This window comes from Brachyspira sp. SAP_772 (assembly GCF_009755885.1).
In the GTDB taxonomy this organism is placed as follows: Bacteria; Spirochaetota; Brachyspiria; order Brachyspirales; family Brachyspiraceae; genus Brachyspira.
Genome location: NZ_VYIX01000003.1, coordinates 257,859 through 276,489, shown reverse-complemented (window position 1 = coordinate 276,489; position 18,631 = coordinate 257,859). Strand labels below are relative to the sequence as shown.

17 protein-coding genes are annotated in these 18,631 nt (G+C 28.7%); 6 read left to right on the top strand and 11 right to left on the bottom strand.

What is annotated here, in order from left to right; genetic code table 11:
* Nucleotides 1–146 precede the first annotated feature (146 nt).
* Together GQX97_RS10940 and GQX97_RS10935 are read left to right on the top strand one after the other, a co-directional pair.
* Nucleotides 147–941 (top strand): DAPG hydrolase family protein, encoded by a 795-nt coding sequence (locus tag GQX97_RS10940; RefSeq protein ID WP_157151994.1) that lies wholly within the window; start codon nucleotides 147–149, stop codon nucleotides 939–941.
* 56 nt (nucleotides 942–997) lie between these two features.
* Nucleotides 998–1,327, top strand: a complete 330-nt coding sequence (locus tag GQX97_RS10935; protein ID WP_157151993.1) for a cupin domain-containing protein — start codon at nucleotides 998–1,000, stop codon at nucleotides 1,325–1,327.
* Between the two features lie 169 nt (nucleotides 1,328–1,496).
* Here GQX97_RS10935 and GQX97_RS10930 read toward each other — a convergent pair whose 3' ends face one another.
* From GQX97_RS10930 to GQX97_RS10880, 11 genes are all read right to left on the bottom strand, one after another.
* Nucleotides 1,497–3,026 (bottom strand): VWA domain-containing protein, encoded by a 1,530-nt coding sequence (locus GQX97_RS10930; RefSeq protein ID WP_157151992.1) that lies wholly within the window; start codon nucleotides 3,024–3,026, stop codon nucleotides 1,497–1,499.
* Between the two features lie 196 nt (nucleotides 3,027–3,222).
* The gene (locus GQX97_RS10925; RefSeq protein ID WP_157151991.1) at nucleotides 3,223–3,753 is read right to left on the bottom strand and encodes a Spy/CpxP family protein refolding chaperone; all 531 of its coding nucleotides are present in this window, start codon (nucleotides 3,751–3,753) and stop codon (nucleotides 3,223–3,225) included.
* A gap of 43 nt (nucleotides 3,754–3,796) precedes the next feature.
* A complete protein-coding gene (locus tag GQX97_RS10920) occupies nucleotides 3,797–4,048 on the bottom strand; it encodes a hypothetical protein (RefSeq protein ID WP_157151990.1) in 252 nt (83 codons plus the stop codon).
* Between the two features lie 187 nt (nucleotides 4,049–4,235).
* Nucleotides 4,236–5,105, bottom strand: coding sequence for a ribokinase (gene rbsK, locus GQX97_RS10915; protein ID WP_157151989.1), 870 nt, complete (start codon nucleotides 5,103–5,105; stop codon nucleotides 4,236–4,238).
* A gap of 21 nt (nucleotides 5,106–5,126) precedes the next feature.
* Nucleotides 5,127–5,750: a dihydroxyacetone kinase subunit L gene (locus GQX97_RS10910; protein ID WP_157151988.1), complete on the bottom strand. Its 624-nt coding sequence runs from the start codon at nucleotides 5,748–5,750 to the stop codon at nucleotides 5,127–5,129.
* A gap of 27 nt (nucleotides 5,751–5,777) precedes the next feature.
* Nucleotides 5,778–6,779, bottom strand: coding sequence for a dihydroxyacetone kinase subunit DhaK (locus tag GQX97_RS10905; protein ID WP_157151987.1), 1,002 nt, complete (start codon nucleotides 6,777–6,779; stop codon nucleotides 5,778–5,780).
* Between the two features lie 32 nt (nucleotides 6,780–6,811).
* Nucleotides 6,812–7,288: an ureidoglycolate lyase gene (locus GQX97_RS10900; protein ID WP_157151986.1), complete on the bottom strand. Its 477-nt coding sequence runs from the start codon at nucleotides 7,286–7,288 to the stop codon at nucleotides 6,812–6,814.
* Nucleotides 7,285–8,310 (bottom strand): ABC transporter permease, encoded by a 1,026-nt coding sequence (locus tag GQX97_RS10895; RefSeq protein WP_157151985.1) that lies wholly within the window; start codon nucleotides 8,308–8,310, stop codon nucleotides 7,285–7,287. The genes GQX97_RS10900 and GQX97_RS10895 overlap by 4 nt, the downstream gene beginning before the upstream one ends.
* A gap of 17 nt (nucleotides 8,311–8,327) precedes the next feature.
* Nucleotides 8,328–9,311 carry an ABC transporter permease gene (locus GQX97_RS10890; protein WP_157151984.1) on the bottom strand — a complete coding sequence of 328 codons (984 nt, stop codon included), beginning with the start codon at nucleotides 9,309–9,311 and terminating at the stop codon, nucleotides 8,328–8,330.
* 17 nt (nucleotides 9,312–9,328) lie between these two features.
* Nucleotides 9,329–10,828: a sugar ABC transporter ATP-binding protein gene (locus GQX97_RS10885; protein WP_157151983.1), complete on the bottom strand. Its 1,500-nt coding sequence runs from the start codon at nucleotides 10,826–10,828 to the stop codon at nucleotides 9,329–9,331.
* Nucleotides 10,829–10,872: 44 nt separating this feature from the next.
* Nucleotides 10,873–11,886 (bottom strand): substrate-binding domain-containing protein, encoded by a 1,014-nt coding sequence (locus GQX97_RS10880; RefSeq protein ID WP_157151982.1) that lies wholly within the window; start codon nucleotides 11,884–11,886, stop codon nucleotides 10,873–10,875.
* Nucleotides 11,887–12,378: 492 nt separating this feature from the next.
* On the opposite strand from GQX97_RS10880, the gene GQX97_RS10875 reads away from it, so the two are divergent.
* The 4 genes from GQX97_RS10875 to GQX97_RS10860 all read left to right on the top strand — a co-directional run bounded on the left by GQX97_RS10875 (nucleotide 12,379) and on the right by GQX97_RS10860 (nucleotide 18,614).
* Nucleotides 12,379–13,368 (top strand): LacI family DNA-binding transcriptional regulator, encoded by a 990-nt coding sequence (locus GQX97_RS10875; RefSeq protein ID WP_157151981.1) that lies wholly within the window; start codon nucleotides 12,379–12,381, stop codon nucleotides 13,366–13,368.
* 91 nt (nucleotides 13,369–13,459) lie between these two features.
* Nucleotides 13,460–13,945, top strand: a complete 486-nt coding sequence (gene smpB, locus GQX97_RS10870; RefSeq protein ID WP_157151980.1) for an SsrA-binding protein SmpB — start codon at nucleotides 13,460–13,462, stop codon at nucleotides 13,943–13,945.
* A gap of 2 nt (nucleotides 13,946–13,947) precedes the next feature.
* Entirely contained in the window at nucleotides 13,948–14,880 is a 933-nt protein-coding gene (locus GQX97_RS10865) for a TIGR01212 family radical SAM protein (RefSeq protein ID WP_157151979.1), read from the top strand.
* Nucleotides 14,881–15,461: 581 nt separating this feature from the next.
* Nucleotides 15,462–18,614 (top strand): efflux RND transporter permease subunit, encoded by a 3,153-nt coding sequence (locus tag GQX97_RS10860; RefSeq protein ID WP_157151978.1) that lies wholly within the window; start codon nucleotides 15,462–15,464, stop codon nucleotides 18,612–18,614.
* Nucleotides 18,615–18,631 lie beyond the last annotated feature (17 nt).

Genomic DNA, 18,631 nt, shown 5'->3' with positions numbered 1-18,631 from the left:
TTGTCCCTTTAAACTCTTACTGCTATTCATATTTGAAAGAACTTTTATATATCTATACCTCGTTAATTAACTAGCCTATCACGGCTGGTTTTTTTGTGTTTTAAATTTATTATTATATTCTTTATTAAAATAAAAGGAGTTGGATAATGTCTAAAAAAGTTGCTGTTACTAAAGAAGAAAAATCTTTACCATATTATAAATATTTTGAAAAAGAGCTTGCGGAGATTCCAACTGAAAAATTAGAAATACTAAATAATGGACAGCCTAACAATTTAAAAGCAATACCATTTGATGAAAAAAATACTTATCTTGCTGGAAAAGATGATAATTTTTGTCAAATAGGTTATGGAATACAAGATGATGGTACGGGATATGTATGTAATACTACTTATATGCCTAATGTAACAAGTGATATGCTTGATTGGTGGTTTGCTTGGCATTGTGTTGGGTCTGATTTAAGATATAAAATATGGGATCCTGAAGATCATTATTTTGCAAAGGCAGATAATGCGGATTATGTGTGCAATCCAAATATCCCAATGAATGAGAAAACTTGGGGGGTAAATCATTATGTGCTTGAAGATATAGGAATGGGACCTGAGGAATTAAAATTATGTTTTAAAAGTCCTAAAGATTTTGGATATGATGAGAGTATAGTAAGAACAGAGTTTTGCAGTTCTATGGTATGTGCTATAGGGGAGGGAGGATGTCCTGCCGCTATGACTCATAAATGGTATCCATATAAAGATGGTGTGATGTTATGTTCTCGTTTTTGGATTGGATTTGGAGTTGTAGATGGAAAAATTGTAAAGATTTTACCTGAAAATGAATCAGTACCTTATTTTATTACTAAAGCATTATTTGCACATAATATAAAAGAATTTACTAATTTAGCAGAAATTTTACCTAGTGTTTATCTTGAGAATAAAGATAATTTGTAATATATATTATCATATGACAAAAAGTATTATTTTTTTATAAATGATAAGGATAATTTATGTATAAAGACTTTAATAAAATAGAATTAAAAAATTTAGGAAATGGTCTTAAAAGAAAAATATTAGCTTACTCAGATAATCTTATGACTGTTTATATGGAATTTGATGAAGGAGCTATAGCTGACACTCATTCTCATGATGTACATGAACAAATTACTTATATTATAGACGGTGAGTTTGAGTTTACAATTAACGAAGAGAAATATTTATGTAAGGCTGGAGATAGTATGCATTTTGCTAAAAATATTTCTCATGGATGTAAATGTATTAAAAAAGGTAAACTTTTAGACACATTTACACCTAAAAGAGAAGATTTTTTGAATAACTAATTTTTATATAATATTAATAAACCTTTTAAAACTATTTAACTATATAATTATATGTAAATAAAAGATAAATTTTAAATAAAGTAATAAACTTATATTGTATGGACTAAATAATATTTTAATTCGAGTTTATTATATTTTATTAATTAAAAAATAATAAACTCAAAACTAATTAAAATATTGGCTTTTCTATATCTTCTGTGCTTCTTCTTATTTCTTTTACAAGTATATATTCTATGTCAATATTTTTTTCTTTTGCTGTTTTTTTATTTGTATCAGCATTAGCTTTACCTATAACTTTTGCAGGGGCATCAGTAATTACTATTACTACTTTATTTTCATTCTTATAATTAAAATCTTCTAAAGCTTTTTGTATTGCTTCATACATAGGTTCTGCTTTATCTCCGCCGCCTTTAGCACTAAAATAATTAACATCTCTATGTATTTTGCTTATGTTATTATCAAAATCTATTTTTTTTGTAAGATACGCATCTCTTACATCTCTGTAAAGCATAAATCCAATTCTTGAATTAACATCCTTTTTAAATACTTCTTTGCTTATAGATTTTATTTCTTCTTTTATTGAAATTAAATATGGATCCATACTTTCTGTTGTATCTAATACTAATACTAAATCTATAGCTGAATTATACTTCTTTATAATATTATATATTTGACTGTTTAAATCTTTTTCATCATCAGCATAGTGGCTTTTTAATTCACTAGCTTTATTTAATGAATCTATTGCTTCACCGTCAAAAAAGTTTCTTTCTATATTGTTATTATTTATTTGCTTTTTGCTTACTATCATCTCATTTGTATTTAATTCTATAATTTCTTGATTAGGAGGTTCTATTACAGGAGGAACATTAATCTTTTCTTCTGTTGTAACAGTATTTGCAGTATTTTTTATTGTTTGATTTTGTATTATATAATCTATAGGATAAGTAAAAGTCTCTCCTTTAGTATTAAACACATTAAATGATAAATATCTATCTTCTGGCAACTCTTTAAAATAGGCTTTTATATATAGCTGTTTGCCTATTTTGCTGTTGTAGGTATCTTCTAATATTATTCCATTATTATCTGCCTGTAGTGCATAATTAAATGAAGTTTTAATTAATTTATATGTAGTATTAGTTAAACCTTCTCTCACATAAAAGGCATATTTTCCATTTTCACCGCCTGAATAGTAAAGATAAAATGCGTATAAATTACCTTCTTTTTGAACATTTCTTAATGTTATTATAGGGTTAGTTTTTTTATTATTATCTATTTTAAATAAAAATGTTGAATCTGTTACAATATTTCCATTATTATCCAAGGCCTCTAATACAAGCTCTGTATTATCTGTTAATAATATTCTTGCATTTCCATTATTAGTATCTAAATATACAGATTCCCCTATAGATGTTTGTAAAGATGTTCCCAATCTACTATGTACTGATACTTTGTTAATATTTATTAATGAATTAGCGTCAGATGATTGATTAAGATAAAGGTATGAGTATTTATTATTTGGCAATTTAAATAATAGTCTTATATTGTCTATATTATTTTTTTTTCTTATATTTATTTGGTATCCTGTAACCAATTTTTCTATAACAATATCATCTTGTGTGATTTCTGTGTATTGACAATATAAATTTTCTAAAGCAGCAAAAAATACTACCGATAAAATAATAAATAAAAATCTTCTCATTGTTTAAAACCTCTATCAATTATTATCGGCTCTATTATCTATAAATATCTATTGTTATGTTAATTGAAGTTTAAAAATTGTTGTTTTATAAAGAATTAATAATATTTTATTTAAAATGTTTTTTTAAATATATTTTTAAAATAAAAAAATACCCGCACATATAATATGCAGGTATTTTCATTTAACTATAAATATTTTATTTTACTTGAAACACTTTATCCATTTCCAAGAAAAACTCTGCTCTTAATTTGTCTAAATCAGATAATGTTTTTGTTCTCTCATCTATAGCCTGATTTATAACATTTTGATCAGGATTTTGTTTGCTCATTTCTAAGTTTATAGCTTGAGTTTTGTTGTAAGCTTCTCTTCTCAAATCATCTATTTGAGGGAAGTATTTACTTTCTATAGATTGTATTTGGTTAATTTGGTCTTGAGTAAGGTTGTTGTATCCATAACCTCTTCCATATCCAGCACCATAACCGTAACCTCTACCATAACCATATCCAGCACCATAGCCTCTTCCATATCCATAGTTGCATCCCATTCCTCTGCCGTATCCTCTAGCATAACCTCTTCCATAACCGCATCCCATTCCATAACCTCTGCCGTATCCTCTGCCATAACCATAGCCTCTTCCGTAGCCATATTGTCCAAATAAAGATACAGAGCCAAATACCATTATTGCTATAGAAACTAATATTAATACTTTTTTGTTAATGTTTTTCATTTTAATTCTCCTTTAGTTGTATGTTTTTATTTTTTATTATTATTCATTTTACATATGGATTATTATAGTAATAACATCCATTGTATCCGCTAAATCTTTGATTATAATATCTATAACCTTCATTATATCCGTAACCTCTGCCATAACCATAATTGCATCCCATTCCATAGCCTCTGCCATATCCTGCACCGTATCCTCTGCCATAACCTCTACCATATCCATATTGTCCAAATAAAGATACAGAGCCAAATACCATTATTGCTATAGAAACTAAAATTATAAAACCTTTTTTCATTTTTAATCTCCCTTTTTATTTATTTTATTGTTTTTTGTTTTCTTATGCTTTATTAGACGTACGAAAAAAATAAAAGTTCCCGAAAAAATAAAAAAAGTTAATTTTTTTTGTATACTGTACTAGGGTATAAAAAAGAGTGCTTTTTAAAAAAGACACTCTTTAAATATAGAATATTAATTATTTATTATTAATAGCTTTCAATAACTTCATTATATGTAGGTATAGAATCTATTGCTCCTTTTCTAGTAACTGTTATATTAGAAACTTTAGTAGCAAATTCAATAGCTTCTTCCATAGTTTTATCATCAGCTATCATTCTCACAACACCGCCTAAGAAACTGTCTCCCGCAGCAGTGGTATCTACAACATTAACCTTATATGCATTAAAATGTTTTCTTTCTTTTTTTGTTATAAAATCACATCCGTCAGCACCTAAAGTAAGTATTATATTTTTAACACCGCATTCAAGAACATAATCTATACCGCCTATAATATCAATCTCTGTTTCATTTGGAATTAATATGTCTACACAACTTAAAAATTCTCTATCAAGCTTTACAGCAGGAGAAGGATTTAATACCACAGTTTTACCAAGTTTTTTAGCAGTAGCAGCAGCATATTTTGCTATTTCTAAAGGTATTTCTAATTGCATAACTATTATATCAAATGATGAAATTACATCTTCTTTAATATCATCTTTTGTAATTAAAGCATTAGCCCCCTGTGCTACTATAATATGATTAGCGCCATCTTCAGTAACTGTAATAACTGCTATGCCTGTAGAAATATTATCCTTTATTAGTAAATTATCTATATTAACATTATTAGAAGATAATGCATTTGATAAATCTTTACCAAAATTATCATTTCCAATAGCACCTAGCATGCCTACTTTTCCGCCTAATTTACCTATAGCACATGCTTGATTAGCACCTTTACCGCCATTGCTTGTTGAAAAATTATTGCCAAGTATAGTTTCGCCTTCTTTAGGAAAACGAGGAGTATTAATAACTAAATCTTTATTAATACTTCCTATCACTAAAATATTTTTAGACATTTTATATATCCTGTTTTATTATCACTTATTAGAATAATAATTATATATTCCCTCAAAAATTAATTTTCCAACAACAGAACCGCCGTCTAATACACCTATACTTTTTTCACCATAATAGCTAGCTCTGCCATGAACAGCTTTCATATTTTTTGTGCTTTCAGAACCAGCACTAGCAGCTTCAAAAGCTTTTTTAAATAATTCTTTAGGTTCTAAGTTTTGATTATTCTTTAACGTTTCTACTGCTGGATATAGAGAATCTAAAATTGTTTTCTCGCCCAATTTAGAATTAGCTTTTTCCATAATAAGCTTAACTCCATTTTCTAATGCATTAGAAAAGTCAGCTACATTAGCTTCTTCTTTACCTTTCAAAGATTTTGCAATACCAATCATAGAAAAAGAAAGTATAGTACCCAAAGATGACGGAGATACTTCATTGAAAACAGAACTCATTTTCATAAATACTTTTCCTATATCTTTCTCTTCATTAGTATTAAGAAAATCAGATACAGCTTTAAATCCATTTGACATTGATAAGCCTAAATCTCCATCGCCATTTTGAGCATCTAACTCTATTAAATAATCTTTATTTTTACTTATTATATCGCTAATAGATGAAAAAACATTTTTCAATTCGTAAGCAGTCATTTATTTTTCTCCATTTTTTATTATAAATTATTTATTATGATTTGTATAAAAAGGTGTCATTGCTGGATATCTTAAAAGTTCTTTCAATTCTTCATCCAATTTAAATACAGTAATTGAAAGTCCAGCCATTTCCATAGAAGTAGCAAATTCTCCTATATGAGGCATAAAAGAAGTTACTCCTCTTTCTTGTAAAAGAAGATGCAATTTTCTATATACTATTAATTGTTCTTCCATTGGAGTAGCACCTAATCCATTAACCATTACAGATACTTCATCACCTTTATTAAAAGACAATTCAGTTTCAAATTTTTTAAATATTAATTCAGCTATTTCATCAGCACTCATCATTTTTTTTACATCTATTCCGGGCTCTCCATGTATTCCCATACCTATTTCCATTTCATCATCATTAATAAAGAAAGTAGGATTTCCAACTTCTGGTAAAATACAAGGTGATAAAGCAACACCCATAGTTCTAATATTTGCTAAAGCTTTTTCAGTTACTCTAACAACTTCTTCTAAACTCATCATTTTTTTAGCAGCTGCACCTGCTATTTTGAAAGCATATACCATACCAGCAACGCCTCTTCTTTTCTCTGGATCATCATTAGAAGCTATATCATCTTTTACTCTCACTGTAGCAGTTTTAATATCTTCAAAATCAGCATTTTCACATGCCATATCAAAGTTCATATTATCTCCGCCATAGTTACCATATAAACATAATACTCCAGCACCATGATTACATGCTTTTATCATATCAGTCATTTTATTTGCAGAAGGTGAAGCAAATACATTTCCAATAGCACATCCGTCTAACATACCATCACCAACATATCCTAAAAATACAGGTAAGTGTCCGCTTCCGCCGCCTGTTACTATTCCTACTTTTCCATCTGCTACAGGCTGATTATTTAATAATATTCTATTATCACCATTTAATATTTTTACTTTATCGCCATAAGCATATAAAATACCTTCAATAGTTTCATCAACAAAATTTTCAGGTTTGTTTATAATTTTTTTCATTTTTTTCTCCTAAAATCAGTTTTTTATAATAATTAAACAGCTCTTAATTTATCTTCTATTTCTAATTTAAATAAATCAGAGTCAGATGTATTACAATTAAATATAACAAAAGTATTAACTACCTTGTCAGTTGTAAGCGGAGCATAATGCCATATATACGGGTCAATAATAAAAGCATCTCCCTTTTTAAGAAGCAATGCTTTTGCCGTCTTTATATCTGGTACTTTATCTCCTTTAGCAAGTACAAGTATAACATCATCAGTAGGTATCAATACTTCAACAGTCTTTTCATGATACTCTAAAGTTGGCACTATACCATTAGCTTCTTTATAAGATTGTACTATAGAAAAACTTACATCCTCTGTAAAATTGTTTACAGCTAATTTGCTGAAATAAGAATAACTATCATCTTTATAAGAAGGCTCTGAAAACTTATCAGTTACTAAAGTACCAAATTCTTTTGAATTTTCTTTTGTAATATCTTCTATTTTGATATCTATAAAACTCATTTTGTACCTCCTCCATCTGTTGCGGTATTATTCATTTTTTTCAATAGCTTCTTACTTTTGTTTTCATCATATATTCCCATGTAGTGGTAGAAAATAAGTATGAACAATAAGAAAGCTCCTGAAGTGAAATCTTTAAAGAAGTTACTGTATCTCATCAAAGAAAAACCTGATGATAAGAATTGTAGTATAAATACAGATATTATAATACCTATAGATTTACCTACGCCTCCAGACCAATTAACTCCTCCCAACATACATATCAATATACTTTGTAAAGTATATGATAAACCATAATCAGATTTAGCAGAATTAGTTCTAGCAACCATTATAATACCAGCTATAGCACCAATGATACCAACTATTGTATAAGTAATATTTAAAATTTGATCGCTATTTAATCCTGATAATTTTGAAGCTTTGTAGTTTGTACCTATTAAGTATAAACTTTGCCCGAAGCCAGTTTTATTTAGAAGAAATGCTACAAATGCCCATACCATTAATAATACAATAAAAGGTATTGGAATATTTAATATTGAACCGTTACCTATATGTATAAATGCTTGCGGCAAATTAGTTACAGCATATCCTTTTGTTATAACTACACCTATACCTTGAAATAATTGGAAAGTACCTAATGTAACAAGTATAGGGTGTACATTTATTCTTGATATTAAGAAACCATTTATAAATCCGCATATAGCACCGATTAATAATCCTAATAATATGCCTAATACAATTCCTATAGGACTTCCATTCATATATAGTATAAATTTAGTTGCCAATATAGCACTTAAATTTGCTATAGAAACTAATGATAAGTCTATACCTCCAACTATCATCGCTATCATAATACCCAATGATAATATTCCCAATTCTGGTATTAAAAATAACATAGATGATAGATTTTTAATGTATAAAAATCTGCCGTTAGTTAATATAGACATTATTATAATAATTAGAACACCTATTATTAATAGTCTGAATATTTTTTTATCTTTCATTAAATCTTGTAATTGTTTCATATTTGTAAGACCTTTCTTTAAAGCTTAGTAGTATATTTTTTCACTAATTGTGGTATTGATACAGATAATAATATAAACACACCTATAACTACTTTTTGCCAATAACTTGGTACACCTAATAATATTAAGCTGTTACTTATTATAGTTATAAGCAGCATTCCCAAAAAAGTACCTATAACAGTTCCTCTTCCTCCTCCTATTGTAGCTCCTCCTAATATTGTAGAAGCTATAACTAATAGTTCTGTTCCATATAATTCAAAAGGGTTAGACATTCTTAAATATGAAGAGTGTATAACACCTGCTATACCAGCCAATACACCAACAAACATATAAACAGCTATTTTGATAGTTTTTACTTTTAAACCTATTCTTATAGCTGATATTTGGTCTCCTCCAACTGCATATATAGAGCGTCCAAACATAGTTGTTCTTAGAAATAATGCCACTAATATTGCTATAATTACATATATTAAGTATGCAACTGGCAAACCAACAATAACACCATCAGATTGAGTATAATTAAATATAGTAGCTTTTCCAAATTCTACCAATGAAGGTGATAATTTATGATTGATTCTTGTTCCTATGAAAGTATACATAAATCCTAACAAAGCACTGCTAGTTCCTAATGTTACAACCATAGCAGGAAAATCATATTTTGAAATGAAAAATCCATTTATAAATCCGCAAGCAGCACCTATTATTATAGCTATAATCATTATTATAACTACATTTGCCTGAGGCATAAAATTCAAAACTATTAAAGAAGATGTATACATTGAAAAAGCAGCTATCGCTGGAAATGATACATCTATACCGCCTAAAATAATTACAAGTAAAACCCCTATAGATAATATACCTAAAACTGTTGTACTTTTTAGTATGCTGTAAATATTTCCTATAGATAAAAATTTGGGATTTATAACAGCTATTATAGAGGAAACAATTAATAAAATAATTAATATAAAAAATTCCTGTTGCTTAAATAATTTCTTCATCATATTTATTTTCCTAATAATCAATAATCACTTAATATTAAATTAGATAAACTCTCTACAGTTTGATCTTCAGATTTTACTTCTTTAACTAATCTGCCCTTATTGATAATTAATATTCTATTGCAGTTTTCTATAAGTTCAGAAACGTCATCAGATATTATTATAACGCCTATATTGTTTTTTGCTATTTCTTTAAGTTTTAAGTGTATTTCATATTTAGCACCAATATCTACTCCCACTGTCGGACCATTCAATATAATTAATTTAGTATCAGATACAAGCCATTTCGCTATAACAACTTTTTGCTGGTTTCCTCCAGAAAGATTTTGAACAAACATATCTAAATTAGTGGTATTTAATTTTAGTTCTTTTGTTTTATTTAAGCTTACTTCATTAGCTTTTTTGAAATCTATAACACCTAATATATTAGATAATTCTTTATATATTGATACAATTATATTACTAATAATAGGCTGTCTTAAGAATAAACCCTCTGTAAGCCTATCTTCTGGTACATAAGATATACCATGTTTTCTTGCATCTAGTATATTTCTTATAGATATTTCTTTACCATGAAAAATAATCTTTCCGCTGTCATAAGGAAGCATTCCATATAAGGATTGACTAATTTCACTTCTTCCAGAGCCTAATAGTCCAGTAATACCCAATACTTCTCCCTCTTTTAATGAAAATGATATATCAGTGTATTTATTTTTTAAAGACATTGATTGCACTTCCAAAATTGTTTTAGCAGTTTCAAGGTTATTTACAACATATTTTTCACCTGAGAATTTTCTTCCAGTCATATAATATGTAATTTTACTTTCATCAAAATCAGCCATATCTCCATTAGCTACAACTTCACCGTTTCTTAATATAGTTATAGAATCACTTACAGATGTTAATTCCATAAGTTTATGACTTACAAATATTATAGATACGCCGTCTTTTTTTAATATTCTAATTACATCCAATAATCTTTCAACTTCATTATGTGTTAGGGCAGTTGTAGGTTCATCTAAAACTAATAGCTTTGTGTTTTCTGAAACTAAACTTCTAGCTATAGCAACTAATTGTTTATCAGCTACTGTTAAATCGCTTAAAGTGGCATTTAAATCTATATTAACTTTTATTTTATCTAATCCGCTTTCAGCTATTCTCAAAGATTCTTTATAGTTAAAGAATTTTCTTTTTTCACTTACCATATAGCTATAAGAGATATTTTCAGCAACTGTAAGATTTTGAAACAAAGAAAAATCTTGATAAATAACTTGTATACCATTTTTTATAGCTTCTAATGGCATCAAATCATAATATTCATATCCATTTAAATATACTTTTCCGCCGTCTGGTTTATAGAATCCAGAAATAATTTTTATTAAAGTAGATTTACCACATCCGTTTTCACCAGCCAAACAACGAACTTCCCCAGGTTTTACAGAGAAAGTTACACCCTTAATGGCATAAACCCCTGCAAATTTTTTTTCTACATTATCTAAGTAAACTATGCTATCTTTCATAATATTAATTCCTTTATATGATAAATCTACTTATATTATTTAAATTAGAAATTATATCCAGATGCTGTATCTTTATCTAAGAATATTCCAGCCTCACCGAAGAATAATTTAGGATCATTTTCATCTTGTCTTATGCTATTGTATCCTTCTAATCCTAAATCAGCACCATTTTCTATTGTTTCTCCGTTTAATAATTTAACAGCTATAACGTTCATAGCATAAGCAGATACTGCAGGGTCCCATAAAGCTATTACGTCAGCAGCACCGCTATCTAAATATTGTTTAGCATCTAAAGGAGTAGCAACTCCAACTATAGTAACTTTATCTTGTAATTTTCTTTCATCTATAGCTAAAGAAGCACCTGGTACTGTTGTACTTGCACTTCCTATTATACCAGTTAAGTTAGGATAAGTTGTTAAAAGCTCTTTTGTTTTTTCATAAGCTTTTGTTTGGTCATCATAATCTTCATTTCTTCTTGAAACTAATTTAATGTTAGGATAGTTTTTCAAATATGCTTCAACACCGTCTTGTTGTTCATTATGAGATTTAGATGTTAAGCTACCAACAAAATTAGCAACTTCACCTTGTTCTCCCATTATTTTAACAAGATATTCAGCCATTTTTTGACCGAAATCATAGTTAGAGAATGCTTCTATTATTATGTCAGCATTTTGTTGCTGAGAAGCTTCGTGAACTATTACTTTTATTCCGTTATCTCTTGCTTTTTTCAAAACAGGTTCTACAGATTCTGGAGAGAATGGAACTATACATATAGCATCTACTCCTTGAGCTATTAAATTTTCTACAATTTGTACTTGTTGTGCAGCATCAGCTTGAGCAGGGCTTATCATGAAAGCGTCATGACCAGTATCTGCTTTAAATTTATCTACACCTTCTCTCATTCTTATAAACCAAGATATACCTTCAATTTTTCCAACAGATGCTATTGTGTATTTTTTTGAAGAATCACCTGTTTTTGCAGCTCCTTCTTGTCCTCCGCTGTTACAAGAAAATAAAAACATTGATAGTAAAAATAGTGTGAGTAAACTTTTTTTCATATAAAGCTCCATTTTTTTGTATTTTATGTAACTAAAATTATAGTAAAAATAATTAATAAATCAAATTTATTTAATGTTTTTTAATTTATTTTCAATATTGTATATGTAATTAAGATGTATATAAAATAAAAGCTCCATAAGATAAAACTAAACTTTTACTAAAATTAGATTCAATTATTGATCTAATAAAAACTTAATATAAAAGTAAATCTTTGGGCTTTAATTATAGCATCATAATATTTAGCAGCTATTATAAGATTATCAATCTTAAATAAACTGTTTGCTAATACAATATTTTCAACATCAATAAAAATTATTTATTATTATTTTTATACAAATAGTTTAGTAAACTAAATCTTAAAAATCAACTTTTTTCAGAAAATTTTCAAAAAATTTTCTGAAAAATACTTATTTTTGAAAATAATATTGACAAATTAAAATTCATATATTATATTTTTTAATATAAAATTGTAATAATATGATTTATTTGTTATGAATGATAAAAAAATAACTCTTACATATATAGCTAAAAAAGCAAATGTTTCTATTGCTACTGTTTCTAGAGTATTAAATGGAAATAGCAGCGTAGATGAAAAGATAAAAAAGAAAATAAATAAAATTGCTAATTCTGACGGCTATCATCTAAAGAAAAATATTAAAAATAAACAAATTATATCTGTAATTATTCCAGATATTACAAATCCTTTTTTTGCGAACATAATTGAAGGAATAGAGAATACTGCAAATCTTTATGGATATCATATCATACTTTCACAGTTTAAAGAAAATAAAGATATATTAAATTTTAAAGATATTGCAAAAATTGGAGTATCTGGATATATAATAGTGGCATCCACAGGCGACAGTGAATATTTTAATGAAATATTAACAAAAGTAAATGTCCCTATTATATTTTTAGATAGAAAAGTGGATATTAATAATATCAATTATGTTGGTTCTGATAATGAAATAGGAGCTTATAATGCCACTAAATATTTGATAGATTTGGGACATAAAGATATTATATATATGGCAGGACTTCAAGATATTAGTACAGAGAAAGAAAGATTTGCTGGTTTTACAAAGGCATTGAATGATAATAATATAGATTTTGATGATTCCAAATATAAAAAAATAGCTAATTTTAATTTTGATGAAAGCTATGAACAAATGAAAGGTATTATAAAATCTAAACTTAATTATACAGCTATATTTTCTGCATGCGATATAATGTGTTTTGGAATAAAAAAAGCAACAGAAGAATATGGAATATCAATACCTAATGATATATCTTTAATTGGTTATGATAATATACCATTTTCTTCTATGATAGGACTTACTACGGTATCTTCTCAAGCTTATGAAATGGGAAAAAATGCAGTATTATCAGTATTAAATATTATAAGTGAGAGAGTAAATAATAATATAAACATAATACTTCAGCCAAATATAGTAATTAGAAACTCATGCAAAAAAATATAAATTGATAATATAGTTTTTAATTATTTCTTTATTTTGACAATTTTTATAATTTATGTATAATCTTTAAACATCATATAAGAGTAAATAAAAAATGGCTAAGAAAGATAAAAAAGATAAAAAAAATAATTCCATCTCATCTGGAGAGATAGCAAGAAATAAAAAAGCACTTTTTAATTATGAAGTGATAGAGAAGTTTGAGGCGGGTATAGTTTTACTTGGTACGGAAGTTAAATCTCTTAGAGATAGGGGAGTTAATATGTCTGATTCTTATGCATCTTTTAAAAAGGGAGAGCTTTTTATAGTGAATATGCATATTTCTCCGTATCATTTTGGAAACAGAAACAATCATGACCCTTTGCGTGAAAGGAAGCTTTTAATGAAAAAAAGAGAGATTAAAAGGCTTTATGGTAAAATAAAAGAGCAGGGGCTTACTCTCATTCCTATTAGTTTATATTTTAGCAGGGGAAAGGTTAAAGTTGAGCTTGCTTTAGCTAAAGGTAAAAAGCTTCATGATAAGAGAGAGACTCTAAAGAAAAAAGCATTAGACAGGGAAATGGAAAGATATATTAAAAGATAGATATGCAAAATTATTATAGTTTTTCTGATTATGTAAAAAAAAAGTTCGGTTTTAAGGTTGGTAAGATTTCTATAGACACAGATTTCGGATGTGCTCATAAGGCAAATAATGGAGGATGCAAGTTTTGCAATTTAAATAGTTATAAGCCTCCGTATGTGGAAGAAGATGATATTAAAAATCAATGGATAAACGGCGTAAACAATTATAAAAATAGATACAAAAAATATTATGCTTATTTTCAGCTTGGCACTCCATTATCAAAATTAGCTTCATCAGAATCTCTTAAATATGCAAATAAATTAATTGAGTTTGAGGACTGTGTTGGTTTAATGTTTGGAGCAAGAAGTGATATGCTTGAAGAGGCAGTACTCTTAGAATTAAATAATTTATCAAAAAAATATAATAAAGAGATATGGCTTGAAATGGGGCTTCAATCTTCAAATGATGATACTTCTATTTTTATAAACAGAGGACATAATTTTGAGTCGTTTGCTAAGATGACAGAAAACATAAAAAATAATTATAGTAATCTAATAATATCAACTCATATAATATTTGGTTTGCCTAAAAAGATAGAAGGACAAAAAATAATTTTAGAAACAAGAGAAGAGATGCTTCAAACTGTTAGAGATATTTCTAATTTAAAAATTGACAGTGTAAAGTTTCATCAGCTTGATATTGTGGTTGGAAGTGCTTTTGAGGCAATGTACAAAAATTATGATTTTCCTACACTTGATGAAGATTTTTATATAGAGCTTATGGTGGATGCTATATCTATTTTAAGAGAAGATATAATAGTGTCGAGGATTATGGGCGACAGTTTAGGAGATAGTTTAATAGCACCGAAATGGAAAAAATCCAAAGGCGAAATAATAAACTCTATAAACAAATTGATGACAGAGAAAGAGTTGAGACAAGGCTGCAGGTTTTTATAGATTTTTATTCAACTTTTTACCGCGTATTAGCTGTAGCACCTTGCCGCACTACTCGCCTAGCTGTGCACTCCCTACGGTCGGCGGCTTGCCGCACGACAATACTCTGTTTTAATCATAACCTTCTACGCGTGCGGAGGAGTGCTTTTTTATTCACAATTATTTTTTTCTTTGAAGTATTCGCCATATGAGTTTTCCGCACGGTAATGCTATGCTTTAATTGTAACTCCTTAGTTGTGCGGGGGCGTGCCTTTTAATATACAATTAAATTATAAAATTTATATTGTTCTTTTTCCCGCCGCAAAAAGAACCAAAAAGTGCAAGTACTATAGCTAATATTTTAGGAATATGTATTAAGTATAAAATAATCCCAATATTTTAAGTATAAACAATGCAGCCTTTTTGCTTCTTTGTGGCAACAAAAGAAGTGGGGTGCGGGGCAAAGCCCTGCAAATAAAAAATTCACACAAATACACCCTAATACATAACTTAATTTAAAACTTTTTTATAACCTTATTCGTCTAAAATATAAAAATTATACAACAACAATATGTATACATACTATATAAGAAGGGGGAGTGCAAATGAGGAGTTTTATAGAGTTAGTAGTAAAAAGACCCGTAGCTGTTTTTATGTGTATAATAGCAGTATTGATATTAGGTTTTGTAAGCTTAACAAAATTAGCAGTAGATTTCTTGCCTGATATGGAGCTTCCATACATTACAGTAAGAACAACATATGAGAATGCAGGACCTGAAGAAGTAGAAAAATCTGTAACTAGAATTGTTGAAAATGCAGTTGCCACAGTAAGCGGCATTAATTCAATAACTTCTACTTCAGAAGAAGGTCAGTCTAGTGTATTTATAGAGTTTAATTGGGGTACAGATTTAGCAGTTGCTACAGCTGATGTAAGAGAGGCAATAGATGGAATAAAAAATTCTCTTCCAGATGATGCTGAAAGCCCTACAGTATTTAAATTTTCTACAGATATGATGCCTGTTATGGAAATAGCATTTTTTGGTACAGATAATTTAGGGGCATTATATACTTTAATAGACAATCAAATATTAAACAAAATAGAGCAAGCATCAGGAGTAGCAAGAGCAGAAATTAGAGGCGGCCTTAAAACAGAAATGAAAGTTGATTTAGTGTTAAACCGTCTTCATGCTTATGGTATAGACATTAATTCAATAGTTTCTCTTTTATCATCAGAAAATCAAAACCTATCAGGAGGCGATACATACGAAGGAGTTTATAAATATACCATAAGAACAATGGGAGAGTTTACAACTGTAGAAGATATTGAAAACACTGTTGTGGCATTAAAAACCAATGACACGCCTATAAAATTAAAAGACATAGGAAGGGTTTATCAAGGATACAGTGACGATTCTGAGATAGTAAAAATAAATGGAATGCCTGCTATATCGGTATCTGTTAATAAAGAATCGGGAGGAAACTCTGTTAATGTATCAAAATCTGTAAAAAAACAATTAGAGAATTTGAATCTTCCAGATGGTATAAAGTATGAAATATTATTCAACAATGCTGACAATGTAAACGAATCTATAAACGGAGTATTAGAAACGGCTTGGCAGGGAAGTTTGTTTGCTGTTATAATACTTATGCTTTATTTGTGGAATATAAAAACTGTTTCTATAATAGCGATATCAATACCCATATCAATAATTATTACATTTACATTAATGTATTTTATGGGAATAACTTTAAACATCATTTCATTATCAGGACTTGTATTAGGAATTGGTATGATGGTAGATAACTCTATTGTAGTGCTTGAAAATATATTCTTTTATAGAAATAGCGGATACGGAAAATATTCTTCTGCTATAAACGGCACTTCTACAGTGGCATTAGCAATATCAGCTTCTACTCTCACTACAATAGCTGTATTTTTACCTTTTCTTTTTGTTGAAGGTCAAACAGGTCAGCTTTTTAGAGATTTATGCATTACTGTAACAGTTTCAATGATAGGCTCTTTATTTGTTGCTCTTACGGTTGTTCCTATGCTTGGGGCTAGACTTGTAACGAATAAAAAAACACAATTTTTAATACCTATAGAAAATTTTGTTAATAAACAATTTCATGACAGAGTTAATAATATATACTCTTTTATGCTTAACTTTTCTATAAAAAATAAAAAGAAAGTTTTGATTTCTTCTTTGAGTGTGATACTTTTTGTAATAGTTATAGGATTAACATTTATAGGAAAGGAAGGTTTTCCAACTTCAGATGAGGGTCAATTTAAGATTGATGTAAAAATGCCAGTAGGTACAAAATCAGAACAAACACAATCATTTGTAAATAGAATGGAAAGCGATATACAAGAGGTAATAGGAGAAGATTTTGACAGAATGCAGTCAAGAGTAAAATCTGGTGCAGAAGAAAACTCTGCTGAAATAAGGGTGCAGTTAAGAGAGAAAAGCGAGGGCAGAGAAAAGTCAGTTGATGAATATATAGAGCTTACAAGAAATGCATTATCATCTTACCCAGCACAAATAAATATAGCAGCAATAACAACTTCAGCTATAGGCGGTGGCGGTAGAAACGGAGGCACAGGCGGACAAGAAATAGAAATAGAGCTTGTAGGAGATGATTTGGATAAAGCCACAGAAATAGCAAACAATATAATAAATGCAATATCTGACATAGAAGGTATAAGAGAGCCGAGACTTACAAGAGATGATTCTAACCCAGAATTAAAAGTATACATTAATAGAGAAATAGCAGCCAAAATGGGATTAAATGTTAACACTATAGCAAATATTATTAAAACAAGTTTCGCAGGAACAACAGCAACAACTATGACACCAGACAATTCTGATGTTACAGATATAGATGTTAATGTTCAGCTTGGAGAACCTGACAGGCTTAATATAGATGATATATCAAGATTAATGATACCAACAAGTTCAGGAATAGTACCTATATCATCAATAGCAACAGTAGAGAAAAGTTACGGCCCTACAGAGATAGAAAGAAAAGACAGCACAAGAATAACAAGCATAAGAGCTTCAGCCTACAATAGAGCTTTAAGCGATGTAATGCTAGATGTTCAAGAGAAGATAAACAATGAAGTATTTATACCTTCAGGATTTAGCATTAATTATGCGGGTGATTTTGAGGATATGAATGAAGCATTTTTACAATTACTTCAAGCTTTGATATTAGCATTAGTTTTAGTTTATGCCATAATGGCAAGTCAGTTTGAATCGCTTATTGCACCTTTTGTTATAGCATTAGCAATTCCGTTTGGTTTTGCTGGTTCTTTGATAGCATTATTTATAAGCGGGCAAACTTTGAGCGTGTATAGTGGAATAGGTTTTATAGTGCTTATTGGTATTGTAGTAAATAATGGAATTGTACTTATAGACTATATGAATCAGCTTATGCATGAAAAACATGTTAGCGGAGATGAGGCTGCTTTAGAATCTGGACCTAGACGTTTAAGACCAGTTCTAATGACAACACTTACAACAATACTAGGACTCTTGCCTATGGCATTATCTGTAGGAAGCGGAAATGAAATGTATCAGCCTTTATCTATTGCTGTTTTAGGAGGGCTTTTACTTTCAACTATGTTTACTTTAATAATAGTTCCAACAGTTTATGCTGCTATAAGAAATAAAATACCTCTAAAAGATTATGATAAAAAAGATTTAGAAAGCAAAAACGACTTTTCTAATTATGATACTATAACTGTAACAGGTAAGTAATAATTTTTATAGAGTTT

Bases quoted from the DNA above. Each gene is read 5' to 3' on its own strand.
- GQX97_RS10925 (WP_157151991.1), bottom strand. From the start codon at position 3,753: ATGAAAAACATTAACAAAAAAGTATTAATATTAGTTTCTATAGCAATA.
- GQX97_RS10935 (WP_157151993.1), top strand. From the start codon at position 998: ATGTATAAAGACTTTAATAAAATAGAATTAAAAAATTTAGGAAATGGT.
- GQX97_RS10860 (WP_157151978.1), top strand. From the start codon at position 15,462: ATGAGGAGTTTTATAGAGTTAGTAGTAAAAAGACCCGTAGCTGTTTTT.
- GQX97_RS10900 (WP_157151986.1), bottom strand. From the start codon at position 7,288: ATGAGTTTTATAGATATCAAAATAGAAGATATTACAAAAGAAAATTCA.
- GQX97_RS10910 (WP_157151988.1), bottom strand. From the start codon at position 5,750: ATGACTGCTTACGAATTGAAAAATGTTTTTTCATCTATTAGCGATATA.
- rbsK (WP_157151989.1), bottom strand. From the start codon at position 5,105: ATGTCTAAAAATATTTTAGTGATAGGAAGTATTAATAAAGATTTAGTT.
- GQX97_RS10875 (WP_157151981.1), top strand. From the start codon at position 12,379: ATGAATGATAAAAAAATAACTCTTACATATATAGCTAAAAAAGCAAAT.
- GQX97_RS10940 (WP_157151994.1), top strand. From the start codon at position 147: ATGTCTAAAAAAGTTGCTGTTACTAAAGAAGAAAAATCTTTACCATAT.
- GQX97_RS10865 (WP_157151979.1), top strand. From the start codon at position 13,948: ATGCAAAATTATTATAGTTTTTCTGATTATGTAAAAAAAAAGTTCGGT.
- GQX97_RS10885 (WP_157151983.1), bottom strand. From the start codon at position 10,828: ATGAAAGATAGCATAGTTTACTTAGATAATGTAGAAAAAAAATTTGCA.
- GQX97_RS10880 (WP_157151982.1), bottom strand. From the start codon at position 11,886: ATGAAAAAAAGTTTACTCACACTATTTTTACTATCAATGTTTTTATTT.
- GQX97_RS10890 (WP_157151984.1), bottom strand. From the start codon at position 9,311: ATGATGAAGAAATTATTTAAGCAACAGGAATTTTTTATATTAATTATT.
- GQX97_RS10930 (WP_157151992.1), bottom strand. From the start codon at position 3,026: ATGAGAAGATTTTTATTTATTATTTTATCGGTAGTATTTTTTGCTGCT.
- GQX97_RS10895 (WP_157151985.1), bottom strand. From the start codon at position 8,310: ATGAAACAATTACAAGATTTAATGAAAGATAAAAAAATATTCAGACTA.
- GQX97_RS10920 (WP_157151990.1), bottom strand. From the start codon at position 4,048: ATGAAAAAAGGTTTTATAATTTTAGTTTCTATAGCAATAATGGTATTT.
- smpB (WP_157151980.1), top strand. From the start codon at position 13,460: ATGGCTAAGAAAGATAAAAAAGATAAAAAAAATAATTCCATCTCATCT.
- GQX97_RS10905 (WP_157151987.1), bottom strand. From the start codon at position 6,779: ATGAAAAAAATTATAAACAAACCTGAAAATTTTGTTGATGAAACTATT.